Annotated in this window: 18 protein-coding genes; 14 read left to right on the forward strand and 4 right to left on the reverse strand. The window is 71.3% G+C overall.

Features of this window, described 5'->3' with window-relative positions; genetic code table 11:
• Window positions 1-126: 126 nt before the first annotated feature.
• Window positions 127-1038 carry a carbohydrate kinase gene (locus tag ACIGXP_RS20690; protein WP_399770191.1) on the reverse strand — a complete coding sequence of 304 codons (912 nt, stop codon included), beginning with the start codon at window positions 1036-1038 and terminating at the stop codon, window positions 127-129.
• Window positions 1035-2156 carry a LacI family DNA-binding transcriptional regulator gene (locus tag ACIGXP_RS20695; protein ID WP_399770193.1) on the reverse strand — a complete coding sequence of 374 codons (1122 nt, stop codon included), beginning with the start codon at window positions 2154-2156 and terminating at the stop codon, window positions 1035-1037. The genes ACIGXP_RS20690 and ACIGXP_RS20695 overlap by 4 nt, the downstream gene beginning before the upstream one ends.
• Before the next feature lie 324 nt (window positions 2157-2480).
• On the opposite strand from ACIGXP_RS20695, the gene ACIGXP_RS20700 reads away from it, so the two are divergent.
• Window positions 2481-2909, forward strand: coding sequence for a Rieske (2Fe-2S) protein (locus tag ACIGXP_RS20700; RefSeq protein ID WP_399770195.1), 429 nt, complete (start codon window positions 2481-2483; stop codon window positions 2907-2909).
• A gap of 535 nt (window positions 2910-3444) precedes the next feature.
• On the opposite strand, the gene ACIGXP_RS20705 is transcribed toward ACIGXP_RS20700, so the two are convergent.
• Window positions 3445-4392 carry a hypothetical protein gene (locus tag ACIGXP_RS20705; RefSeq protein WP_399770198.1) on the reverse strand — a complete coding sequence of 316 codons (948 nt, stop codon included), beginning with the start codon at window positions 4390-4392 and terminating at the stop codon, window positions 3445-3447.
• Window positions 4393-4850: 458 nt separating this feature from the next.
• Here ACIGXP_RS20705 and uvrC point away from each other — a divergent pair, with 458 nt between their 5' ends.
• The 13 genes from uvrC to ACIGXP_RS20770 all read left to right on the forward strand — a co-directional run bounded on the left by uvrC (window position 4851) and on the right by ACIGXP_RS20770 (window position 21572).
• Window positions 4851-6938: an excinuclease ABC subunit UvrC gene (gene uvrC, locus ACIGXP_RS20710; protein WP_399770201.1), complete on the forward strand. Its 2088-nt coding sequence runs from the start codon at window positions 4851-4853 to the stop codon at window positions 6936-6938.
• Entirely contained in the window at window positions 6935-7954 is a 1020-nt protein-coding gene (gene rapZ / locus ACIGXP_RS20715) for an RNase adapter RapZ (RefSeq protein WP_363213677.1), read from the forward strand. Before uvrC ends, rapZ begins: the two co-directional genes overlap by 4 nt.
• Window positions 7951-9045, forward strand: a complete 1095-nt coding sequence (gene yvcK / locus ACIGXP_RS20720; protein ID WP_363213678.1) for a uridine diphosphate-N-acetylglucosamine-binding protein YvcK — start codon at window positions 7951-7953, stop codon at window positions 9043-9045. The genes rapZ and yvcK overlap by 4 nt, the downstream gene beginning before the upstream one ends.
• Window positions 9036-10025, forward strand: coding sequence for a DNA-binding protein WhiA (gene whiA, locus ACIGXP_RS20725; RefSeq protein WP_351247281.1), 990 nt, complete (start codon window positions 9036-9038; stop codon window positions 10023-10025). The genes yvcK and whiA overlap by 10 nt, the downstream gene beginning before the upstream one ends.
• A gap of 151 nt (window positions 10026-10176) precedes the next feature.
• Complete coding sequence (locus ACIGXP_RS20730; RefSeq protein ID WP_399770206.1) at window positions 10177-13131, forward strand: M14 family zinc carboxypeptidase; 2955 nt, start codon at window positions 10177-10179, stop codon at window positions 13129-13131.
• Between the two features lie 343 nt (window positions 13132-13474).
• Window positions 13475-14482 (forward strand): type I glyceraldehyde-3-phosphate dehydrogenase, encoded by a 1008-nt coding sequence (gene gap / locus ACIGXP_RS20735; protein ID WP_069781521.1) that lies wholly within the window; start codon window positions 13475-13477, stop codon window positions 14480-14482.
• Between the two features lie 131 nt (window positions 14483-14613).
• A complete protein-coding gene (locus ACIGXP_RS20740; RefSeq protein WP_399770210.1) occupies window positions 14614-15825 on the forward strand; it encodes a phosphoglycerate kinase in 1212 nt (403 codons plus the stop codon).
• A gap of 6 nt (window positions 15826-15831) precedes the next feature.
• A complete protein-coding gene (gene tpiA / locus ACIGXP_RS20745) occupies window positions 15832-16608 on the forward strand; it encodes a triose-phosphate isomerase (RefSeq protein ID WP_363213681.1) in 777 nt (258 codons plus the stop codon).
• Window positions 16609-16722: 114 nt separating this feature from the next.
• Window positions 16723-16953: a preprotein translocase subunit SecG gene (gene secG, locus ACIGXP_RS20750; RefSeq protein ID WP_202515434.1), complete on the forward strand. Its 231-nt coding sequence runs from the start codon at window positions 16723-16725 to the stop codon at window positions 16951-16953.
• A gap of 245 nt (window positions 16954-17198) precedes the next feature.
• Window positions 17199-17534, forward strand: coding sequence for an RNA polymerase-binding protein RbpA (locus ACIGXP_RS20755; RefSeq protein ID WP_003957010.1), 336 nt, complete (start codon window positions 17199-17201; stop codon window positions 17532-17534).
• A 124-nt stretch (window positions 17535-17658) separates the two neighbouring features.
• On the forward strand, window positions 17659-18927 hold the full coding sequence (locus ACIGXP_RS20760) for an MFS transporter (RefSeq protein WP_399770213.1): 1269 nt from the start codon (window positions 17659-17661) through the stop codon (window positions 18925-18927).
• Between the two features lie 52 nt (window positions 18928-18979).
• The gene (gene pgi / locus ACIGXP_RS20765) at window positions 18980-20632 is read left to right on the forward strand and encodes a glucose-6-phosphate isomerase (protein ID WP_399770216.1); all 1653 of its coding nucleotides are present in this window, start codon (window positions 18980-18982) and stop codon (window positions 20630-20632) included.
• A 142-nt stretch (window positions 20633-20774) separates the two neighbouring features.
• On the forward strand, window positions 20775-21572 hold the full coding sequence (locus ACIGXP_RS20770; protein ID WP_399770219.1) for a DsbA family protein: 798 nt from the start codon (window positions 20775-20777) through the stop codon (window positions 21570-21572).
• A gap of 21 nt (window positions 21573-21593) precedes the next feature.
• On the opposite strand, the gene ACIGXP_RS20775 is transcribed toward ACIGXP_RS20770, so the two are convergent.
• A complete protein-coding gene (locus tag ACIGXP_RS20775; RefSeq protein ID WP_399770523.1) occupies window positions 21594-23843 on the reverse strand; it encodes an FtsX-like permease family protein in 2250 nt (749 codons plus the stop codon).
• Between the last annotated feature and the right edge of the window lie 131 nt (window positions 23844-23974).

Here is a 23974-nt window from a genome sequence, read left to right on the forward strand (position 1 = left end):
GCCGTTCGTTCCACCATCAGCCACCCCGGCTCCGAGGTCCGACACATCCCCGCACCACGGGTCCGGCCGCACCTTGACACCAGCAGAGAGAAACAGCAGAGAAGCAGCAGGGAGAAAAGGGGCCGCTCACAGGTCACCCAGCTCGGCCGCGTACGGCGGCTCGGCCCCCGCCCGCGAGCAGGTGATCGCCGCCGCGCGTGCCGCGAAGCGCAGCAGCCGCGTCCAGCCCTGAGTCCCCAGGGCGGCGAGCGCTTCCTCCGACAGCGCGTCCTGTACGGAAAGACCGTGCAACAGTGCCGCGTTCACCGTGTCCCCGGCGCCGATGGTGTCCACCACGGCGACCTTCTCACCCGGTACGGAGTACTCCGCGCCGTCTCGGGTGAACACGGTCAGACCCTCCCCGCCCCGGGTCACCACGACGGCCGCCGGTCCCGCGGCCAGCCACTCGCGCGGGGTGCCGCCCAGCCACTCGGCGTCCTCCGCGGAGAGCTTCAGCAGCGTCACCGAGGGCAGCCAGCTCTTGAAACGTGCCCGGTAGGCGTCCGCGTCCGGGATCAGCCCCGCCCGGATGTTCGGGTCGAGCGCGGTGAACAGCCCCTGTCCGGCCGCCGAGCGCATCAGCTTCTCATAGGCGCTCGCTCCTGGTTCAAGGACGAGCGAGCAGGTGCCGAAGGACACGGCGCGCGTGCCGGCGGGCAGCGCGGTGGGAGTGGTGAACAGACGGTCGGCGGTGCCGTCTACATAGAAGGAGTACGCGGCCGAGCCGCCGGCGTCGATCGTGGCCACCGCCAGAGTCGTCGGCTCCGCCCCGCGCTGCACGCCCGACACATCCACGCCGGCCCCTCGCAGCCCGTCGAGCAGGGCCTCACCGAAGGCGTCGTACGACGTCCGGGAGCAGAACGCGGTGCGGGAGCCGAGCCGGCCGAGGGCCACGGCGGTGTTGTACGGGCCGCCGCCGAGCGCCGGCTTCAGTTCCGCGAGGGCACCCGAGCCCTGCGGCACCAGGTCGATGAGTGCCTCACCGGCGACGACGATCACGAGGCGTTTCCTTTCTCCGACGGCGTGGATGACGTGGTGTGCCCGGGCTCTTCGGACCGGCCCGGCTCCTCCGGGCACCCGCAGGACGTGCGGTGGACGAACGCACACGGCAGCCGCACCGTCCGGGTCGGCCGGCGCGGCTCGTCCAGACGGTCCAGGAGCACCTGCACGGCCTGGGCGCCCAGCTCTCTGCTGGGCTGGGCGATGGCGGTGAGCCGGGGCGAGAACAGGTCGGCCCAGGCGAAGTCGTCCACACAGCACAAGGCAATGTCGCCCGGGACGGACAGGCCGTGCCGGCGCAGGGCGCGCAGGGTACCGATGGTCATCGCGTTGTTGGCGGTGACGAGCGCCGTGGGCGGATCGGGCAGGGCGAGCAGGGCGGCCGTGGCCTGCTCGGCACCCGCCGACTCGGAATTGCCGGACACGAGGAGCCGTTCGTCGTGGACCAGGCCGGCGGCGGTGAGGCCGTCCCGGTAGCCGGAGACACGCTCACTGGTGGTGCTGAGCCCGGGCAGACCCGCGACCAGACCGATCCGGCGATGTCCCAGCCCGGCGAGATGGGTGACGAGGCGGGCGGTCGGTTCGGCGCTGTCGGCGCAGACCTGGTCGTACCAGGGCGTGCCCCCGCCGGGCGCTCCACCGCCGACCGCGGTGCCGTCCCGCACGTCTGCGTCGATCGTCCGGTCCAGAAAGACGGTCGCTACGGCATGGCGGCGGAGGTAGCCGACCAGCTCGTGCGGATGCGCGGACGGCGCGACGATCATTCCGTCGACCCGGCGTTCGTGGAGGAGCTGCACGACCTTGCGTTCGTGCCCGGGGTCGTCGTGAGGGTCCGCGATGAGCAGGCCGTACCCCGCCTCCAGGGCGGTGGCCTCGACGCCCTGGAGGATCTCCGTGAAGTACGGGTTGCTGATCGCCGACACCGCGAGCCCGATGGAGCGGGTGCGGGAGGTCACCAGGGAGCGGGCCAGGGTGTTGGGGGTGTAACCGAGCGCGTCGATGGCGTCCAGCACGGCCTGGCGGGTGTGGGGCAACACCGGACGGGTGCCGTTCAGGACGTGGGAAACGGTCGCCACGGAGACCCCGGCGCTCCGCGCGACGTCCGCCATCGTGGTCATCGCTTTTCCCTTCCTGAGCCGACTGCGCCGACGCAGCAACCGATCGCCGCGGACGCGTTGAGCGAACGCACTGCTCGCACCGCACAGAGCCGCCGGCCCGAACGGCCGTGGGCCCTTCCGGCCGGGACGGTATCCCATCGACCGTGCTCGCGTAAACGCTTGCGCAAGCGTTTACGCCTCCTCTCGCCGCCCCCGCCCCCAACCCTCGTCTCTCCCCGTCACCTCACTGACGCCCTGGCCCGCGGCCTGGCCCCCCCACCCCAAGGCCGACCCTTCTGCCCGGGTATCGTCGCCCTGCACATCCCTTGAGCAGTGGAGTTCCAGATGCCTGCCCGCCCCTCCGCGAGCCGCCGTACCGTCCTTCGAGGGGCCGCCGTGGCCCCGGTCGCCGGACTCGGTCTGGCGGCGTGCTCGGTGCCGGGGCAGGTCAGCTCGGCAGCGGCCACCCCGACCGCGCCGGTCGACCTCGGTGCCGAGAGCGAGATCGCGAAGGGCGGCGCCAAGCTCTACCGGGATCACAACGTCGTCGTCAGCCGCGACGGGAGCGGCGAGCTGAAGGCGTACAGCACCATCTGCACGCACGCGGGGTGTCCCATCAACAAGCTGGAGGGCACGACTCTGATCTGTCCCTGTCACGGCAGCCAGTTCGACGCCGTGACGGGCAAGGTGGTCCAGTCGCCGGCCACCGAGCCCCTGGTCACACTGCCGGTCAAGACCACGAACGGAAGGATCATCGCCGGCCCGGGCGCCTGACCGGCCCGCTCCCACACCAGCACACCCGCGGCTGCGTGCGCCGCCGCCGGCTGTCCCGCCCCCACAGTTGTCCCGCCCCACAGCCCCCCGCTGACCGCGCTGCGCCGCCTGCGGTCACGCCGCCGTGCCGCTCAGCCGCACCCGGCCCGCTGCTCCTGCTCCCGAAGCGCGTAGCCACTCCCGTCACGGCCTCGCGCCGAGGTCCGCCGCCCGCCCCCCGGCACTCCCCGCCTCCTGATGCTCCGCGCCCCTGGCTGCCGCCCGTGCCAAGGTGCTGCCCTCATCGCGCCCGCGGAGCAGCAGCCGCTACCCGCCCCCGCACCCAGGTGCCACCTTCACCACCCGCCCACCACCTGCCCACCCCCCGCCCACGACCGGCCCACCATCCGTCGCCGCGCCGTCGGCCGTCCCGCTCCCTCTGCCCTTCCGCCGAGCCGGCAGCCCCGGCTTCGGACCGGCGCGACGGATCCCGGCGCACCAACAGGCCTTAGCTCAGACCCTCAACAGCCCCACAGCGCACCACGTCCAGGCGGCTTCACTCCCACTCCCACGCAATGCCGACGATCCCCGGACGGATCCGTGGCTCGACCACATGGACGCAGTGGTGCGGGCCGGTGACCGGCAGGTCGTGCCGGCCGCTGCGCGGGGCCGCCGTCGAGTGCTGGGTGAAGCGTTGGCAGCGCATCGGCAGGGCGGCCGCGTCGAACCGCACCTGGAGGGCGTACTGGCCGCCGGGATGGCCGAAGTGGTGGAGGTACTCGCGGGAGGCTCCGGCCGTGCCGTCCTCGATGCCGTACCGGAAGAGGAAGGTGTCCCCGGAGCGCAGTCGGGTGCCGAAGAGCAGCTCGGCCACCAGCACGCCGGTGTCCTGGTCCCAGCGGACACGTCCCGTGCGGCAGTTCTCCAGCGCCCGGACCCTGATGTCGTGCGGGCGGCAGCCGGGATCGCCGTGGTGCACGGCGAGGAAGCGGTCCACGCCGTCGCGGTGGGCCCGCACGATGTGGTGGGCCTCGCGGCCCGCCAGCTCGCGCCGGGCGCCGATGCGGACGCATTCGTGGTGGCCCACGGTGCGCAGCCCGCCGTCGAGGGACCAGCCCAGCTCGGCCCGGAGCCGGTCCAGCACGTCCGAGGCCTCGATCAGGGAGCGATACGAGCGCACGGCCGGGTGGCCGGCCACCGTGCGCTCGTCGGCCTCGGCGAGCAGCCGGATCAGCGACTCGTCCGGCAGGTGGAGGATCTCCTCCAGCGCCCGTACCGCACGCAACGACTCCGGGCGCTGGGGGCGGCGGGCGCCCTGTTGCCAGTAACTCAGGCTGGTGACGCCGACCTTCACCCCGTGGCGGGACAGATGGTGCTGGACGCGCTGGAGCGGCAGCCCGCGTGCGGCGATCGCGGCGCGCAGCGCCACATGGAAGGGGCCGCCCCGCAGGGCCGTGTCCAGTTCCGCGGTGGGGAGGTGCGCGTGCTCCGTGGCATGCCGCATGCCGGGGCGCCTTTCTGTGAGGTGTCACAACGGCTGGTCAGACCGTCTGAGCGGGTGTGCGGGGCCACCCCCGTGGGCGCCGGTGGACGCCGTGACTGCGCACGCTGCGCCCGTACGCGAGCGTGCACGGCCCCGAGTTCCCCCGCATTGAAGCGTGTTGACCAGACCCCGACAACACCTCGAACCCGCCATGGCCGCGGCCGGTCGGGCCGAGCGACCGGAGCAGGGCCGCCGGCCACGAACAGCGTGCTCCCCGGGGCGTCCCGGCGGGGAGATCAGCGCGTGACGGAGACCTGGTCGTTCGCCGGTGTCCCCGCCGTCCGGTACCTGATCGGAACGGCCCTGCCACCGGCGGACACAGGCGGACACAGGCCGGCGTGTGGACGGCTGAGCGGCACGGGGCGGGCGTTGTCCACAGGCCCGACGCGGTGTCGGTGCGCGCCAGTAGGGTGTGAGACATGGCCGACCCCTCCAGCTACCGCCCCAGGCCGGGTGAGATCCCGGACTGCCCCGGGGTGTACAGGTTCCGTGACGAGCACCGCCGGGTGATCTACGTCGGAAAGGCGAAAAGCCTGCGCCAGCGCCTGGCGAACTACTTCCAGGACCTGGCGAACCTGCACCCGCGCACCCGGACGATGGTGACCACCGCCGCGTCCGTGGAGTGGACCGTGGTGTCCACGGAGGTCGAGGCCCTCCAGCTGGAGTACTCCTGGATCAAGGAGTACGACCCGCGGTTCAACGTCAAGTACCGCGACGACAAGAGCTACCCGTACCTCGCGGTGACGATGAACGAGGAGTTCCCGCGTGTGCAGGTGATGCGCGGTCACAAGAAGAAGGGTGTCCGGTACTTCGGGCCGTACGGGCACGCGTGGGCCATCCGGGACACCGTCGACCTGCTGCTGCGTGTGTTCCCGGTGCGCACCTGCTCGGCCGGCGTGTTCAAGAACGCCGCCCGTACGGGTCGCCCCTGCCTGCTCGGCTACATCGGCAAGTGCTCCGCCCCCTGCGTCGGCCGGATCGACCCCGAGGACCACCAGGAGCTGGCCGAGGAGTTCTGCGACTTCATGGCCGGCCGCACCGGCACCTACCTCCGCCGTCTGGAGAAGCAGATGATGGAGGCGGCCGAGGAGATGGAGTACGAGCGGGCCGCTCGGTTGCGCGACGACATCGAGGCCCTGAAGAAGGCCATGGAGAAGAACGCCGTCGTGCTCGCCGACGCGACCGACGCCGACCTCATCGCCGTCGCCGAGGACGAGCTGGAGGCGGCCGTGCAGATCTTCCATGTGCGGGGCGGCCGGGTGCGCGGCCAGCGCGGCTGGGTGACCGACAAGGTGGAGGAGATCACCACCGGCGCCCTGGTCGAGCACGCCCTGCAGCAGCTCTACGGCGAGGAGACCGGGGACGCGGTCCCCAAGGAGGTCCTGGTCCCGGCGCTGCCCGAGCCGGTCGAACCGGTCCAGGAGTGGCTGGCCGGCCGCCGCGGGGCGAACGTCTCCCTGCGCATCCCGCAGCGCGGCGACAAGAAGGCGCTGATGGAGACCGTGCAGCGCAACGCCCAGCAGGCTCTCGCACTGCACAAGACCAAGCGTGCCTCCGACCTGACCACGCGCTCGCGCGCCCTGGAGGAGATCGCCGAGGCACTCGACCTGGACAGCGCGCCGCTGCGGATCGAGTGTTACGACATCTCGCATCTGCAGGGGGAGGACGTGGTCGCCTCCATGGTCGTCTTCGAGGACGGCCTGCAGCGCAAGGGCGAGTACCGCCGCTTTCAGATCAAGGGCTTCGCGGGCCAGGACGACGTCCGCTCCATGCACGAGGTGATCACCCGCCGCTTCCGGCGTTACCTCGCCGAGAAGGAGAGGACGGGGGAGTGGGCCGACGGCGAGGGGACCGCCGCGAACGGCGAGAGCGCCCTTCCCGACGGCGAGCCGCTCGCCGGCTCGCTGAAGGACGACGACGGCCGTCCCAGGAAGTTCGCCTACCCGCCGCAGCTGGTCGTCGTCGACGGCGGTCAGCCACAGGTCGCCGCGGCCCGGCGCGCCCTGGACGAGCTGGGCATCGACGACATCGCCGTCTGCGGCCTCGCCAAGCGGCTGGAGGAGGTCTGGGTGCCCGGCGAGGACGACCCGGTCGTCCTGCCCCGCACCAGTGAGGGCCTGTATCTGCTCCAGCGCGTCCGGGACGAGGCGCACCGGTTTGCGATCACCTACCAGCGGACGAAGCGGGCCAAGCGCTTCCGGTCCGGCCCCCTGGACGACGTCCCCGGCCTCGGCGAGACCCGCAAGCAGGCACTCATCAAGCATTTCGGCTCGGTGAAGAAGCTGCGGTCCGCCACAATCGAACAGATCCAGGAGGTGCCCGGGATAGGCCGGAAGACGGCCGAGACGATTGCCGTGGCCCTCGCCCAGGCGGCCCCGGCCGCACCCGCCGTGAACACGGCGACTGGAGAGATCATTGATGATGAGGAACCCGATACGACGATGGGTTCCTCGGGGGAGCCCGTAACCGCGGGTCTCCCGGACGAACGACGGGGGCAGGAGACATGACCGAGCACGACGCACAGCCCACAGCGGAGCGAGATCCGGCCCCCCGGGAAGCGGGGCCCGACCAGCCACAGGCCGCGGCCGGTGAGCAGCCCGCGGCGCAGGAAAACGGAGCACAGGTGAGCACGGACGCTACGTCCGCCCAGGCCCCCGAAGCGGCCATCCCCGAACTGGTGATCATCTCCGGCATGTCCGGAGCGGGACGGTCGACGGCGGCCAAGTGTCTGGAGGACCTCGGCTGGTTCGTCGTGGACAACCTCCCGCCCGCCCTCATCCCCACCATGGTGGAGCTGGGCGCCCGCTCGCAGGGCAACGTGGCGCGGATCGCGGTCGTCGTGGACGTGCGGGGCCGGCGCTTCTTCGACAATCTGCGCGAATCCCTCGCCGACCTGGACACCCGTGGCGTCACCCGGCGCATCGTCTTCCTCGAGTCCTCCGACGAGGCCCTGGTACGCCGCTTCGAGTCGGTGCGCCGCCCGCACCCCCTGCAGGGCGACGGCCGTATCGTCGACGGCATCGCCGCCGAGCGGGAGCTGCTGCGCGAGCTGCGCGGCGACGCCGACCTGGTGATCGACACCTCCAGCCTGAACGTGCACGAGCTGCGCGCCAAGATGGACGCCCAGTTCGCCGGCGAGGAGGAGCCCGAGCTGCGGGCCACGGTGATGTCCTTCGGCTTCAAGTACGGCCTCCCGGTCGACGCCGACCTGGTCGCGGACATGCGGTTCCTGCCCAACCCGCACTGGGTGCCGGAGCTGCGCCCCTACACCGGCCTCAACGAGGAGGTCGCCGCGTATGTCTTCAACCAGCCCGGTGCGAAGGAGTTCCTCGACCGGTACGCCGAACTGCTGCGGCTCATCGCGGCCGGCTACCGGCGCGAGGGCAAGAGGTATGTGACCATCGCCATCGGCTGTACCGGCGGCAAGCACCGCTCGGTCGCGATGTCGGAGAAGCTCGCCGCGCGCCTCGCGGCCGAGGGCGTGGAGACGGTGGTCGTACACCGGGACATGGGACGGGAATGACGGAACGTACACGGCGGCTCAGCCGGCTGCGCAGGATGGTGCCGGAGGGACGCGCGGGCCGTGCGGCTGCCGAGTCCCGGCCGGTCCGGCCCGCCGAGGCCCGCGGTGGCCGGCCCCGCCGCCGGGGCGCACAGCCCAAGGTGGTCGCGCTCGGCGGCGGTATGGGCCTGTCCGCCTCGCTCGCCGCGCTGCGCCGGATCACCGGCGACCTCACGGCCGTCGTCACCGTGGCCGACGACGGCGGTTCCAGTGGCCGGCTGCGCGACGAGCTGGGCGTGCTGCCGCCCGGTGACCTGCGCAAGGCGCTGGCCGCGCTGTGCGGTGACGACGACTGGGGCCAGACCTGGGCCCGGGTCATCCAGCACCGCTTCACCTCGCAGGGCGATCTGCACGACCACGCGGTCGGCAATCTGCTCATCGTCGCCCTGTGGGAGCAGCTCGGCGACCATGTGCAGGCGCTGGACCTGGTCGGCAAGCTGCTCGGCGCGCACGGGCGCGTGCTGCCCATGTCCGCCGTACCGCTGGAGCTGCAGGCCCTGGTCAAGGGGCATGATCCTGACCGTCCGGACGACGTGGACACCGTGCTCGGGCAGGCGACGGTCGCGCTGACGCCCGGCGAGGTCCAGTCGGTACACCTGGTGCCGCACGACCCGCCGGCCGTGCCCGAGGCCGTGGCGGCGGTCCTGGACGCGGACTGGGTGGTGCTCGGCCCCGGCTCGTGGTTCTCCTCGGTGATCCCGCACCTGCTCGTCCCCGAGCTGCTGGACGCTCTCACGGAGACCAAGGCGCGCAAGGTGCTGTCCTTGAACCTCGCCCCGCAGCCGGGAGAAACCGAGGGCTTCTCCCCGCAGCGTCATTTGGAGGTTTTGGGGCGACACGCCCCTAAACTCGCCCTGGACGTGGTGCTGGCCGACCAGGCCGCCGTGCCCGACCGCGACTCGCTCACCGAGGCCGCCAAACGGCTGGGAGCCGCGATCGAGCTGGCACCGGTGGCCCGGACCGATGGATCACCCCGGCATGATCCGGAGCTGTTGGCCGCCGCGTACGACCGTATTTTTCGGATGCATGGAAGGATCGGCCCATGGCGATGACGGCAGCGGTGAAGGACGAGATCTCCCGGCTCCCCGTCACCCGGACCTGCTGCAGGAAGGCGGAGGTTTCCGCCATTCTGCGGTTCGCCGGCGGCCTTCACCTGGTGAGCGGGCGCATCGTGATCGAGGCGGAGCTGGACACCGCGATGGCGGCCCGCCGTCTCAAGCGGGACATCCTGGAGATCTTCGGCCACAGCTCCGAGCTGATCGTGATGGCGCCCGGCGGTCTGCGCCGCGGCTCGCGGTACGTCGTGCGGGTGGTCGCGGGCGGTGACCAGCTGGCCCGTCAGACGGGCCTCGTGGACGGCCGGGGCCGGCCGATCCGCGGCCTGCCCCCGCAGGTGGTCTCCGGGGCCACCTGTGACGCGGAGGCCGCCTGGCGCGGGGCCTTCCTGGCGCACGGATCGCTGACCGAGCCCGGCCGTTCCTCCTCGCTGGAGGTGACCTGCCCGGGCCCGGAGGCCGCGCTCGCGCTGGTCGGCGCCGCCCGCCGGCTGTCCATCGCCGCCAAGGCGCGCGAGGTGCGGACGGTGGACCGGGTCGTGGTCCGCGACGGTGACGCGATCGGTGCGCTGCTGACCCGGCTCGGCGCGCACGAGTCCGTGCTGGCCTGGGAGGAGCGCCGGATGCGCCGCGAGGTGCGGGCCACCGCCAACCGGCTCGCCAACTTCGACGACGCCAACCTGCGCCGTTCGGCCCGTGCCGCGGTGGCCGCCGGGGCCCGCGTCCAGCGGGCGCTGGAGATCCTCGGTGAGGAGGTTCCCGAGCACCTCGCGGCGGCCGGCCGGCTGCGCATGGAGCACAAGCAGGCCTCCCTGGAGGAACTGGGCGCGCTCGCCGACCCGCCGCTGACCAAGGACGCGGTCGCGGGCCGTATCCGCCGCCTGCTGGCGATGGCCGACAAGCGCGCCGCCGACCTGGGCATCCCGGGTACGGAGGCGAACCTCACGGAGGAGCTGGCGGACAACCTGGCCGGCTGACCGCCGCCGTACCAAGCCGCCGGTGCCGTACGCCCATTCGGGTGGTCGGCACCGGCGTTGCGTGTCCATGAGGCGCTCTTGACTCGATCATGAGGTGACATGAGCCTGGCAACTTGTTCGCCGCTGTGGCGGACCACCGCTAGGGGGGTTCATGAGACACCGAGCGAAATCGATCCTCGCTGTCGGCGCGCTTCTCATCGGCGCAGCGAGCCTCGCACCCCACGCCCAGGCCCGGAGCGGTAACCCGGCGACGTCCGGCCCGGACGAGATCAGGGTCTACCGCGCCGCCGTCACCCCGCAGCAGATTCCTCTGCTCCTCACGGCCGGACAGGACGGGCAGGAACTCGGCGAGCAGGTCACCGGACCCGGGAAGACCGAGGTCGAGGTCTACCTCACCGGCAAGCAGGCGGCGGCGCTGCGGAAAGAGGGCGTCGACCTCACCGAGCACACCCTGTCGGCGCGGGCACAGGCACGCGTCACGACCGCGTCGCAGGGCGTGTTCCGCCCGTACGGCGGCAGCGGCGGCCTGAAGGAGGAGATCCTCCGGACCGCCCGGGCCAACCCCGGCCTGACCAAGGTCGAGTCCATCGGCAGGACGATCAACGGGCAGGACATCCTCGCCCTCAAACTCACCAGGAACGCCGGGAGGACGAAGGACGGCTCCAGGCCGTCCGTGCTGTATCTGTCCAACCAGCACGCGCGTGAGTGGATCACGCCCGAGATGACCCGGCGCCTGATGCACTACTACCTGGACAACTACCGCACGGACCAACGCATTCGGAAGATCGTCGACTCGACCGAGCTGTGGTTCGTCATCTCGGCCAACCCCGACGGCTACGACTACACGTTCAAGAACGCCGGAACCCGCCTGTGGCGCAAGAACCTGCGGGACGTCAACGGCGACGGTGTCATCGGCGCGGGCGACGGCGTCGACCTCAACCGCAACTTCCCCTACAAGTGGGGCTACGACGACGAGGGCTCGTCCCCCAACTCCACCAGCGAGACCTACCGCGGCGCGAGCCCCGAGTCGGAGCCCGAGACCAAGGCGCTGGACGGCTTCGAGAAACGCATCGGGTTCCGATACGCCGTCAACTACCACTCCGCGGCCGAACTCCTCCTGTACGGCGTCGGCTGGCAGGTCGCCACGCCGAGCCCCGACGACGTCCTCTACCAGGCGCTCGCCGGCACCCCGGACAAGCCGGCCGTCCCCGGCTACCATCCGCAGCTCTCCTCGGAGCTGTACACCACCAACGGCGAGGCGGACGGGCACGCGTCGAACGTCGACGGCGTCGCGATGTTCACTCCCGAGATGTCGACCTGCCAGACCGCGTCGAACGTCGACCCGAACGACGCCTGGAAGCCCGAGGACTGCCGGTCGGAGTTCAGCTTCCCCGACGACGAGAAGCTGATCCGGCAGGAGTTCGCCAAGAACATCCCGTTCGCGCTCTCCGTCGCCGAGACCGCCGTACATCCGGACAGGCCTGCCTCCTCGGTCGGGCGGAGCGCGGCCGACTTCACCCCGGGCGCGTTCTCCACGTCGTACTCCCGGGGCGCGGACCAGGAGGTCTCCGTGGTCGCCCGCAAGGCGATCCGCGACAAGGAACTGAAGTACCGGGTCAACGGCGGACGCGTCCACGACGGGACGCTGCGGCACTGGAAGGGCGGCAAGACCTACGGCGGCGCGGACGACCTGTACTTCGACGAGTACCGGGCCACGGTGCGGGGCGGCGGGCCGGGTGACAAGGTCGAGGTGTGGTTCACCGGCGCGACGAAGAGCGGCAAGAAGGTCGCCGGCTCCCACTTCACCTACACCGTCGCCGAGCGGCCGAGGGCCGACACGCTCGTCGTCGCCGAGGAGGGCACGACGGCCACGCAGGCGCAGAAGTACGTCGACGCGCTCAAGGCGGCCGGGCACCCGGCGATCGTGTGGGACGTGGCCGGGCAGGGCGTCCCGGACGCGCTCGGCGTGCTGAAGCACTTCAGGACGGTCGTGCACTACTCCGGCACGAAGGGCCCCGGCAACGCCACCCAGCTGCAGCTGCGCGCCTACCTCAACGAGGGCGGCAGGCTGATCGAGGCCGGTGAGCTGGCCGGCGGCGGCGTCAGACTCGGCGACGGCAGCCTCTCGGACGACTTCAGCCAGTACTACCTGGGCGCCTACAGCCGTACCTCGGCCAAGGGAGCCACCGGCTTCACCGGCTCCGGCGCCCTGGACGGCTACACCGGCGCCCTCGGCGACGCGCCCGGCAACCCGCTGGACAAGGCCGGCACCTACAGCGTGACCTCCGACGAGCTTCCGGTGTCCACGTACCCGCAGTTCAAGAGCGCGGGGGCGGGCCGGTTCGCCGGGGCCGTCAATCCCTACGGGCCGTACTCCGGGTCGTACATGGCCGCCGCCGTGCACACCGACGACGCCTACAAGCGCCTCACCCGCACCATCGACCTCACCGGCGTCGGCGCCGCCGACAAGCCGGCCCTCACCACCCGGCTGCTGTGGGACACCGAGCCGGGTTACGACCACGCGGTGATCGAGGCGCACACGGTGGGCGCGGACGACTGGACGACCCTGCCGGAGGCCGGCGGCGCCACCAAGACGGCCGCGCCGTCCGACTGCGGGGCCGGGTTCCTGATCGCCGAGCACCCGTGGCTGAAGCACTATCTGACGCTCGCGGACAAGGCCTGCGCCACGACCGGCACGACCGGCTCCTGGAACAGCCTCACCGGCAGCTCCGGTGGCTGGCAGCGGCTCACCTTCGACCTGAGCGCCTACGCGGGGAAGTCCGTCGAGGTCTCGATCGGCTACATCACGGACCAGGGCACCGGCGGACACGGAGTCCTCGCCGACGACGCCTCGCTCGTCGTCGCCGGCACGGCCAGGGAGACCGAGGGGTTCGAGTCGTCCCTGGGCGCCTGGCACGTGACCGGACCGCCCGCGGGCAGCCCGGCCGCACTGAAGGACTGGGCGCGCACCCGGGCCCTCTTCCAGACGTACGGAGCGGTCACCACGGACGACACCGTGCTGCTCGGTTTCGGCCTGGAGCAGGTGTCGTCGGCGGCCGACCGGGCAGCCCTGATGAGGAAGGCGTGCGCGGCGCTCGGCGGGTGAGGGCCGCCACGTTGACAGATCCCGCTCACCTTGTTCCAACAGGTGAGCGGGAGCCCTCTCAGGGGTGCGCAGAAGTGCCCCTGATCAAGTGAGCCGACCCGCTCACGAACGAGTGAAGACAGCGCAAAAATTGCCCGGCATTCCGTGCTAAATACGGGTGAATCCACTGCCGTTCCGGGAGGTTCCGTACCCCTACTGGCGGGTACGGAATGCCTGCCCGTGTATGGGCCGTCTCGATGTCACTCCGGGGCCCTCCGGGAGGTAGGGTCGGTGGTGGTCGGGGACATCCCAAACAGAGCTCGCCGGCACCGCATGGCCGGCGTACCAACGAGGAGATCGGTTCGTGACGATCCGCGTAGGCATCAACGGCTTCGGCCGCATCGGTCGTAACTACTTCCGCGCGCTGCTGGAGCAGGGGGCGGACATCGAGGTTGTGGCTGTCAACGACCTGGGTGACACCGCTACCACCGCTCACCTGCTCAAGTACGACACGATCCTGGGTCGCCTCAAGCAGGAGGTCTCCCACACCGCCGACACCATCACCGTCGACGGTCACACCATCAAGGTGCTGTCCGAGCGCAACCCGGCCGACATCCCCTGGGGTGAGCTGGGCGTCGACATCGTCATCGAGTCGACCGGCATCTTCACGAAGAAGGAGGACGCCGCCAAGCACATCGCGGGCGGCGCCAAGAAGGTCCTCATCTCGGCCCCGGCCAAGGACGAGGACATCACCATCGTGATGGGCGTCAACCAGGACAAGTACGACCCGGCGAACCACCACGTCATCTCCAACGCCTCCTGCACCACCAACTGTGTGGCGCCGATGGCGAAGGTCCTCGACGAGAACTTCGGCATCGTCAAGGGTCTGATGACCACGGTGCACGCGTACACGAACGACCAGCGCATCCTGGACTTCCCGCACAAGGACCTGCGCCGCGCCCGTGCCGCCGCCGAGAACATCATCCCGACCACCACCGGTGCCGCCAAGGCCACCGCCCTGGTCCTGCCGCAGCTCAAGGGCAAGCTGGACGGCATCGCCATGCGCGTCCCGGTCCCGACCGGCTCGGTCACCGACCTCGTCGTCGAGCTCGGCCGCGAGGTCACCAAGGAAGAGGTCAACGCCGCCTTCCAGAAGGCCGCCGAGGGCGAGCTGAAGGGCCTCCTCGACTACACCGAGGACCCGATCGTCTCCTCCGACATCGTCAACGCCCCGGCGTCCTGCACCTTCGACTCCTCCCTGACCATGGTCCAGGAGGGCAAGAACGTGAAGGTCATCGGTTGGTACGACAACGAGTGGGGCTACTCCAACCGCCTCGTCGACCTCACGGTCTTCGTCGGCAACCAGCTCTGATCCCAGCAGGGCCGCGCAGTGAGACCAGGGCCCGGGCAGCGCATCGCCGCGCTGCCCGGGCCCTGTCCCGCGTACGGACCACGTCCTTTTACGATCAGGTGCACCACGAGCCCTCCTCAGGAGTCCACTCAATGAAGACGATCGACGAACTTCTCGCCGCCGGCGTGAGCGGCAAGCGGGTCTTCGTCCGCGCCGACCTCAATGTGCCGCTGGCGAGCGGCACCATCACCGACGACGGCCGTATCCGTGCCGTCCTGCCCACCGTCAAGGCGCTCGCTGACGCGGGCGCCAAGGTGGTCGTCGCCTCGCACCTGGGCCGCCCCAAGGGCGCCCCGGACCCCGCTTTCTCCCTCGCCCCGGCCGCCTCCCGCCTGGGTGAACTCCTCGGCTCCGCCGTGGCCTTCGCAACCGACACCGTCGGCCGGTCCGCCCAGGACACGGTCGCGGGTCTCGTCGACGGCCAGGTCGCCGTCCTGGAGAACCTGCGCTTCAACGCCGGTGAGACCAGCAAGGACGACGCCGAGCGCGGTGCGTTCGCCGACCAGCTGGCCGCTCTCGCCGACGTCTACGTCGGTGACGGCTTCGGCGCGGTCCACCGCAAGCACGCCTCGGTCTACGACCTGGCGAAGAAGCTGCCGCACTACGCCGGCCACCTCATCGCCACCGAGGTCGGTGTCCTCAAGCAGCTCACCGAGGACGTCAAGCGCCCCTACGTGGTCGCGCTCGGCGGCGCCAAGGTCTCCGACAAGCTCGCCGTCATCGACCAGCTGCTCGGCAAGGCCGACCGGCTGCTCATCGGCGGCGGCATGGCCTACACCTTCCTCAAGGCCAAGGGCCACGAGGTCGGCATCTCCCTCCTGCAGGAGGACCAGATCCCGGCCGTCACCGAGTACATGCAGCGCGCCGAGAAGCAGGGCGTGGAGCTGGTGCTCCCCGTCGACGTCGTGGTCTCCCGGACCTTCCCGGACCTGAAGACCAAGGCCCCGACCGAGCACGCCGTGGTCGACGCGGACCGGATCCCCGCCGACCAGGAGGGCCTGGACATCGGCCCGAAGACCCGAGAGCTGTACGCCTCGAAGCTCGCCGACGCCGAGACCGTGTTCTGGAACGGTCCCATGGGCGTCTTCGAGCACCCCGACTATGCCGAGGGCACCAAGGCGGTCGCCCAGGCCCTCGTCGACTCGAACGGCTTCAGCGTCGTCGGCGGCGGTGACTCCGCCGCGGCCGTGCGTACGCTCGGCTTCGACGAGAACGCATTCGGCCACATCTCGACCGGTGGCGGCGCCTCCCTCGAATACCTCGAGGGCAAGACGCTCCCCGGCCTCGCCGCACTGGAGGACTGACCTCGCATGACGACTCGCACGCCGATCATGGCGGGCAACTGGAAGATGAACCTCAACCACCTCGAGGCCATCGCACACGTCCAGAAGCTCGCCTTCGCCCTGGCCGACAAGGACTACGAGGCCGTCGAGGTCGCCGTCCTGCCGCCCTTCACCGACCTGCGCTCCGTGCAGACGCTGGTCGACGGCGACAAGCTCAAGATCAAGTACGGCGCCCAGGACATCTCGCAGCACGACTCCGGTGCCTACACCGGTGAGATCTCCGGCCCGATGCTGGCCAAGCTCAAGTGCACGTTCGTGGTCATCGGCCACTCCGAGCGCCGCCAGTACCACAACGAGACCGACGAGCTGGTCAACGCCAAGGTGAAGGCCGCCTACAAGCACGGCCTCACCCCCATCCTGTGCGTCGGCGAGGAGCTGGACGTCCGCGAGGCGGGCAACCATGTCACCCACACGCTCGCCCAGGTCGAAGGCGGCCTGAAGGACCTCCCGGCCGAGCAGGCCGAGACCGTCGTGATCGCCTACGAGCCCGTCTGGGCCATCGGCACCGGCAAGGTCTGCGGCGCCGAGGACGCCCAGGAGGTCTGCGCCGCCATCCGCGCCAAGATCGCCGAGCTGTACTCCCAGGACGTGGCCGACAAGGTCCGCATCCAGTACGGCGGCTCCGTGAAGTCGGGCAACGTCGCCGAGATCATGGCCCAGGCCGACATCGACGGCGCCCTGGTCGGCGGTGCCTCGCTGGACGCCGACGAGTTCGTCAAGATCGTGCGCTTCCGCGATCAGTGACACGAGCTGTGAGTAGGCGGTAGCGGCGATACGTCGTACCCTTGCGGGGGCACGGCCGAAATGCTGTGCCCCCGTCGTCCATCCGAATCCGAGGAAGTTGGTCCAGCCGTGGTTTTGGGGTTCTCGATCGCCCTGATCGTCTTCAGCCTGCTGCTGATGCTGCTGGTGCTGATGCACAAGGGGAAGGGCGGCGGCCTCTCCGACATGTTCGGTGGCGGCATGCAGTCCTCCGTCGGCGGCTCCTCGGTCGCCGAGCGCAACCTCGACCGGATCACCATCGTGATCGGTCTGCTGTGGTTCGCGTCCATCATTGTCCTCGGCATCCTGATGAAGACGAACAGCTGAAGACGACAGGCTGAAGACGGAGAGCTGACAGCCGCGCAGCACCCACATCACGCATATTCGGTACGTAAGGCCCCATGTTCGGTACGCGCTCCTGAGCGCGGCCTATCATGGGGCTTGCGTCTATGAGCGGGGACCTTGTAACTCCAATCACTGGACGCGCGTTGGGCCTTACGTAGACTGAGGCGCTCGCGGCGAAGCGGAACGCCGACTCGCTTCGCGGCACCATCACGCAGGGAGTTACGACCGTGGCAAGTGGCAACGCGATCCGGGGAAGCCGGGTCGGGGCGGGGCCGATGGGCGAGGCCGAGCGCGGCGAGTCCGCGCCGCGTCTGCGCATCTCCTTCTGGTGCTCCAACGGGCACGAGACGCAGCCGAGCTTCGCCAGCGACGCGCAGGTTCCCGACACCTGGGACTGCCCGCGCTGCGGCTTCCCGGCCGGCCAGGACCGGGACAACCCACCGGACCCGCCGCGCACCGAGCCGTACAAGACGCACCTCGCGTACGTACGGGAGCGGCGCAGCGACGCGGACGGCGAGGCGATCCTCGCCGAGGCGCTCGCCAAACTGCGGGGCGAGATCTAGCACTTGACACCGGCCGGGCGCCTTGAGGTGCCTGGCCGGAGCCGTCTTCGCCCGCTCGCGGCCGGCCCGTTGTCAGTGGCACCCTCTACGGTTTTTCGTGAAGGCGAAACCGCGAGGGGGAGTTGTGACGTCGGTCGGGACCGGGGAGAGGCATGCGCCCGCGTGGCGCGGAGGATTCGGGCGGCTGTGGAGCGCCGCCGTGCTGTCCAGCTTCGGCGACGCGCTGCGTACGGCCGCGCTGCCGCTGCTCGCCGCCTCGCTGACCGACCGGCCCCTGCTCATCGCCTCCGTGACCGCCTGTGGCTACCTGCCCTGGATCGTCTTCGGGCTGCTCGGCGGAGCCGTCGCCGACCGGGTGGACCAGCGGCGCGCGATGTGGACCGTGGACGCCGTACGCGGTCTGCTCATGGGTTCCTTCGCGGTGGCCGTCGCCTCGGGCCACGCCTCGATCGCGCTGCTCATCGCCCTGGCCTTCACCCTGACCACGCTCCAGACGCTGTTCGACAACGCCTCCACGGCCCTGTTGCCGGCCCTGGTGGACCGGCGGTCGCTCGGCAGTGCCAACGCCCGGCTGATGACGGGACAGAGGATCGCCGGTGGTCTGCTGGGCGCGCCGGTCGTGCCGGTGCTGATCGCCGTCGGGGCGGCCGTCCCCTTCGCGGCCGACGCCATCACGTTCCTCGTGGCCGCCGCGCTGGTCGCCTCCCTGCGGACACACGCATCCGAGCGCGCGCGGAGACAGGCGGGCAGCACCCTGCGCCGGGAGATCGCCGAAGGGCTGCGCACCCTGGGGCGCGACCGGGCGCTGCGCGGGCTCTGTGCCGCCACGGCCCTGTGCAACGTCGGCATGGGCGCACTGATCGCCACTCTGGTGGTGCTCGTGACCGGCTGGCTGGACGCGGGCACGACCGGGTACGCGGCGGCGGCCACCGCGTACACCGTGGGCGGTCTGACCGGCGGCGTGCTGAACCGGTGGACCACGGCGGCGTTCGGCGCCCTGCGGACCGTCCTGCTCGCCGGCACCGTGCAGACCGCCGCGCTCGTCGTGATGGGCACCGTGCGCAGCCTGGCCGCCACGGTGGCCGCGCTCGCCGTCTTCGGCTGCATGGGCATGCTGTGGAACGTCAACACGACGACGCTGATGCAGCAGCGAGCCCCCGCCGACATGCTCGGCCGGGTCGGCTCCGCCTTCCGTACGCTCGCCGTCGCCGGGGCCCCGCTGGGTGCCCTGCTCGGCGGCGCCGTGGCCACGGTCTGGGGGCGGAACACCCCGGCCCTGCTCACGGCTTTCTTCTTCGTCCTGTCCGTCACCGCGCTGATACCGGCCGGCAAGCCGGACGTACCTGTTGTTGCGCCCGACGACGGCGTCACGACGGCTCGCGCCGCGCGGTGATCAATTAGGTTGGAACAGCTGGGACAGGCACGAAAGAAGGCGGAAGTCGGAAATGAACGCAGACGGTCGTACCAGGCTCAACCAGACGCCCGAATGGACCGCTCTCGCCAAGCACCGGGAGGAGCTGGCCGACACCCATCTGCGGGAGCTGTTCGCCGCCGATCCCGGGCGCGGCGCGGGGTACACGCTCCAGGCCGGTGATCTGTACCTCGACTACTCGAAGCACCTCGTCACCGACGAGACGCTGCGGCTGCTGCGTGAGCTGGCCGCCGCCACGGACGTGTTCGGCCTCCGGGACGCCATGTTCCGCGGTGAGAAGATCAACGTCACCGAGAACCGCGCGGTACTGCACACCGCGCTGCGCGCCCCGCGCGACGCGGTGATCGAGGTCGACGGGCAGAACGTGGTGCCGGCCGTGCACGCCGTGCTCGACAAGATGAGCGACTTCGCCGACCGCGTCCGCTCCGGCAGCTGGACCGGCCACACCGGCAAGCGCATCAAGAACGTGATCAACGTCGGCATCGGCGGCTCCGACCTCGGCCCCGCGATGGCGTACGAGGTGCTGCGCAGCTTCACCGACCGCGAGCTGACGGTCCGCTTCGTCTCGAACGTGGACGGCGCAGACCTGCACGAGGCCACCCGTGACCTGGATGCGGCCGAGACGCTGTTCATCATCGCCTCCAAGACCTTCACCACCATCGAGACGATCACCAACGCCACCTCCGCCCGTACCTGGCTGCTGGACGCGCTCGGTGACGACAGCGCGGTGGCCAAGCACTTCGTCGCCCTGTCCACGAACGCCGAGAAGGTCGCCGAGTTCGGCATCGACCCGGACAACATGTTCGAGTTCTGGGACTGGGTCGGCGGCCGGTACTCGTACGACTCGGCGATCGGCCTCTCCCTGATGATCGCCATCGGGCCCGACCGGTTCCGGGAGATGCTGGACGGGTTCCGGCTGATGGACGACCACTTCCGCACCGCGCCCGCCGAGGCCAACGCGCCGCTGCTGCTGGGGCTGCTGGGCATCTGGTACGGCAACTTCCACGACGCCCAGTCGCACGCGGTGCTGCCGTACAGCCACTACCTGTCGAAGTTCACCGCCTACCTCCAGCAGCTGGACATGGAGTCCAACGGCAAGTACGTGGCGCGGGACGGCAAGCAGGTCGACTGGCAGACCGGGCCGGTCGTGTGGGGCACCCCGGGCACCAACGGGCAGCACGCCTACTACCAGTTGATCCACCAGGGCACCAAGCTGATCCCGGCGGACTTCATCGGCTTCGCCGAGCCGGTGGCCGAGCTGAGCGGTGAACTGAAGGCCCAGCACGACCTGTTGATGGCCAACTTCTTCGCCCAGACCCAGGCGCTCGCCTTCGGCAAGAGTGCCGAGGAGGTCCGCGCGGAGGGCGTCCCGGAGGAACTGGTCCCGCACAAGACCTTCCAGGGCAACCGGCCGACGACGACCATCCTGGCGAAGGAGCTCACCCCGTCCGTCCTCGGCCAGCTGATCGCGCTCTACGAGCACAAGGTGTTCGTGCAGGGCGCGGTGTGGAACATCGACTCTTTCGACCAGTGGGGCGTGGAGCTGGGCAAGGTCCTCGCCAAGCGGGTCGAGCCGGCCCTCACGGAGGGAGCCGAGGTGCCGGGCCTCGACGCCTCGACCAAGGCATTGGTCGCCAAGTACCGCGAGCTGCGCGGCCGGAGCTGATCGGCTCATGCGGATCGGCTCATGATGACCGGCTCGTGCTGATCGGCCCCGTGCCGGCCGGCCGGGCCGTCGCGGCGACCCTTTCGTGCGGTCTCTTTGCGCATCCCCTAAGGTTCGAGTGATCTTCAGGGGAGGAAGGCGCATGGTGCACAGAGGGTTCGCCGCGGCGGTCGCGGCGGCCGTCATCGGGGTGTCGGCGGTCGGCTGCGGCAGCGGACACCAGCCGGCGGAGTCCAAGGACGGCGGGCCCACGGCCGACGGAAAGGCCAAGGGCACGGCCACGAGCCCGGCCCGGCCGCACTACTCCGGGCTGTCGGAGGTGCCCGAGCGGCTGGGGAAGGACGGGACGACCATCACGGTCGGGGACCCGGCCGCCCCGGTGGCCGTGCACCTGTACGAGGACCCGCGGTGCCCCGTGTGCAAGGAGTTCGAGACCACCGGCGGCGCCCCGCAGCTGCGCGCGGCGACCGTCCGGCGGGAGACGAAGACCCAGTACACCCTCGCCTCCTTCCTGGACGACCGGCTCACCGGCGCCGGCTCCGAAAAGGCGGTCAACGCCCTGCGGGCCGCGCTGGACAAGGGCAGGTTCGCCGAATACCACGACGTGCTCTACGCCCACCAGCCCGCCGAGAGCGTCGACGGCTTCACCGACGCGTATCTGCTGAAGCTGGCCGGGCGGGTCCCCGGACTGCGCGGGCCGGACTTCGACTCGGCCGTGAAGACCATGAAGTACCGCTCGTTCGTGACCCGGTCGGAGAGGGCGTACGAGAAGGCGGGCGGAGCGCAGGACCCCAAGGGCCCCGGCACCCCCACCGCCGACATCAACGACGTACGCGTCCCCGCCGAGTACAACGGCGTGCTGTTCGACGGTGACGTCTTCTCCGGTCTGCTCGCGAAGGTCCGGGCCCACCCCGAGCAGTGGCAGAAGCCGACTGCCTGATTCCCTGCCCTCCGACCTCCGTCAGGCCACCGCGCTCAGCGTGTCCGCGAGCCGTCCGCGTGCCGCGCGGGCCGCGGGCAGTGCGGCGAGCGCCGCCGCCCCGAGCACGGCTGCCGCGCCCACGGCGAGCAGCAGCGCCGGCGAGGGGGACTGGGCGATACCGGCACCGATACCGCTGGAGCTGCCCTGGGCGTCGATCAGCCGGCGGGCCAGCGGCAGTCCCAGCGCCGTGGCGGCGAGCGCCGCGGCCAGGGCCGTACAGCTCGTCGCCGTGACGGTGATCGCCGTGATCTGCCGCGGGGACATGCCGATCGCCTTCAGCGCCAGCACATCCCGCTCGCTCTCGCGGACACTGCCGCCGATGGCGGTGAGCAGCTCGACCAGCCCGATCAGAGCCAGTACGGCGATCAGCCCGGCGACGACGGCGCGCAGCGGGGACAGCCCGTCGGCGGGGTTGTCCACGGGGTGCACGTCCAGGTGGCCCAGGCCGGCCGCGGACAGCGCGGTGGCCACGCGCTGCGGGTCGGCGCCGGGGCGCAGCCGCAGCTCGTAGAAGGCGGGGGACAGGCCCGGGTCGTTCTCGCGGAGCGTGTCCAGGGAGGTGGTGACGACCCGGCCGGCGTTCTGCGTTTCGATGCTGCGGCCCACGATGTGCAGGATCTGCGGCCGGTCTCCCACCGTCATGCGCACCCAGTCACCGACCCGCGCGTGCAGCAGGTCCAGCAGGCCCTGGCCGGCCACCGCCTCATCCTGTCCCCGTGCGGTTCGGCCCTCGGCGAGGGCGTAGGGGTAGGGCGCGGCACGGGTGCCGACGCCGCGCAGCGCGATGGTGCCGGTCTGGCCGGGGACCAGCGCGGCGACCTCGACCCCGGGATAGGCGCCGGTGACCCGGTGATCGGCGGTGAGCAGGGACCGTACGGCGGACGCGTCCAGGGCGCCGTCGGAGCGGACCGTGAGGGCCGTCGGCATGCCCACGCGCTCCGGGCTGCCGTGGAAGCGGTCGATCGTGGTCCAGGCGCCGAGCGCCACCACGATCAGCAGCAGCGGCAGCGTCAGCCGGGCCACGGTGGCCAGCGACCGGCCGCGTCCCGCGCACGCCTTGTGGCAGCCGAGGACCAGCGCGGCCGGCAGCCCCAGTCCGAGCGCGCGCCGGGCCGGCCCGGTCAGCCCGCCGCCGGCCGGCGCGACCGGGCGCGGCACCGGAACCGGCGGCACCCGCCCGGCCCGCCAGGCCGCGAGCCCCGTGGTCAGGCCGATGAACAGCACCGCGCCGACGGGCACCACGAACAGCGCCACGGTGTGCCCCGGCAGTCCCTGCCACACGCCCACGGCGTCGCCGAGCCGGCCGGGGATCCGGCTGCCCAGGGCCTCGGTGAGTGCCGCGGCGGCCACCGAGCCGAGCAGCGCGTACGCCAGGTGCTGCAGCAGGAAGACCCGGACGACCTGGCCGGGTGTGAAACCGATCGCCTTCAGCACCGAGAGGTCCCGCAGGTGCCCCCGGATGCGGGTGGCGATCGCCCCGTGCACGGCCAGTCCCGCGGCGACCAGTGCGCCCAGGCCGAACAGGCCGAGCACCTGGCCGAGCAGCCGGTTGTCGCCCTGGGCCGCGGCGCGCGCCTGCTGCCAGGTGGACACCTCGCCGACCGCGCCCGCGCCCAGCACCGTGACGGCGCGCTGCACCGCGTAGTCCGTGTCGCCCGGGTCGGCCAGGCGCAGCCCGATCACCTGGCCGCCGGGGGCGCGCACGGCGGACGGCAGCGCCCAGACCAGCCCCGGCTGCTCGCCCGGGTTGTAGTGCGGCTCGGCGCTGTCCGCGATGCCCTCGACGGTCAGGGTGCGGGCGGTACCCGGCAGGGTGAGGGTGTCACCCGGTTCGGCCAGCAGGGCCCGTGCCAGGCTGCTCTGCAGGACCACGCCGTCCGGTTCGGCCGGATCCAGCCAGTGCCCGGCGGTGAGCAGCGGCCGGCCGACGGAGGGCCGCTGGAAGACGCCGCGCAGCTCCACGGAGGCGCGGCTGCCGCGTACGGCGACGGTGACGGACTCGGTGCGGTAGGGGCCGGCGACGGACTCGACGCCGTCCAGTCGGGCGAGCCTGCCGGTGTCCGCGGAGGCGACCGTGTGGATCCATACGTGTGCCCCGCGGGCCTGTGCGAAGATCCGCTGCCAGGGGTTGGTCGCGTAGCCGAACAGGGCGGTGGCCAGCAGCAGCGAGGCGACGATTCCGGCGGTGGCCAGCACGAGGAAGAGCGCCTCGCCTCGATGCGTGCGCAGATCGGAGTGCGCCCAGCGCCGGCCGGCTGCGCCGCTGAACGTCCCGCGATGGGCCGTCGGTCGTGTGCGGCGCCGTGGTGGCTGGTCGGGCTCGTCCGGCGGCAGCCGCACATCGGACACAGTCCCGCTCC

It is taken from the genome of Streptomyces sp. NPDC053069, from assembly GCF_044546895.1.
Lineage (GTDB): Bacteria > Actinomycetota > Actinomycetes > Streptomycetales > Streptomycetaceae > Streptomyces.

Bases quoted from the DNA above. Each gene is read 5' to 3' on its own strand.
- ACIGXP_RS20730 (WP_399770206.1), top strand. From the start codon at position 10,177: ATGAGACACCGAGCGAAATCGATCCTCGCTGTCGGCGCGCTTCTCATC.
- whiA (WP_351247281.1), top strand. From the start codon at position 9,036: ATGGCGATGACGGCAGCGGTGAAGGACGAGATCTCCCGGCTCCCCGTC.
- rapZ (WP_363213677.1), top strand. From the start codon at position 6,935: ATGACCGAGCACGACGCACAGCCCACAGCGGAGCGAGATCCGGCCCCC.
- ACIGXP_RS20740 (WP_399770210.1), top strand. From the start codon at position 14,614: ATGAAGACGATCGACGAACTTCTCGCCGCCGGCGTGAGCGGCAAGCGG.
- yvcK (WP_363213678.1), top strand. From the start codon at position 7,951: ATGACGGAACGTACACGGCGGCTCAGCCGGCTGCGCAGGATGGTGCCG.
- ACIGXP_RS20695 (WP_399770193.1), bottom strand. From the start codon at position 2,156: ATGACCACGATGGCGGACGTCGCGCGGAGCGCCGGGGTCTCCGTGGCG.
- ACIGXP_RS20700 (WP_399770195.1), top strand. From the start codon at position 2,481: ATGCCTGCCCGCCCCTCCGCGAGCCGCCGTACCGTCCTTCGAGGGGCC.
- ACIGXP_RS20770 (WP_399770219.1), top strand. From the start codon at position 20,775: ATGGTGCACAGAGGGTTCGCCGCGGCGGTCGCGGCGGCCGTCATCGGG.
- tpiA (WP_363213681.1), top strand. From the start codon at position 15,832: ATGACGACTCGCACGCCGATCATGGCGGGCAACTGGAAGATGAACCTC.
- ACIGXP_RS20705 (WP_399770198.1), bottom strand. From the start codon at position 4,392: ATGCGGCATGCCACGGAGCACGCGCACCTCCCCACCGCGGAACTGGAC.
- uvrC (WP_399770201.1), top strand. From the start codon at position 4,851: ATGGCCGACCCCTCCAGCTACCGCCCCAGGCCGGGTGAGATCCCGGAC.
- pgi (WP_399770216.1), top strand. From the start codon at position 18,980: ATGAACGCAGACGGTCGTACCAGGCTCAACCAGACGCCCGAATGGACC.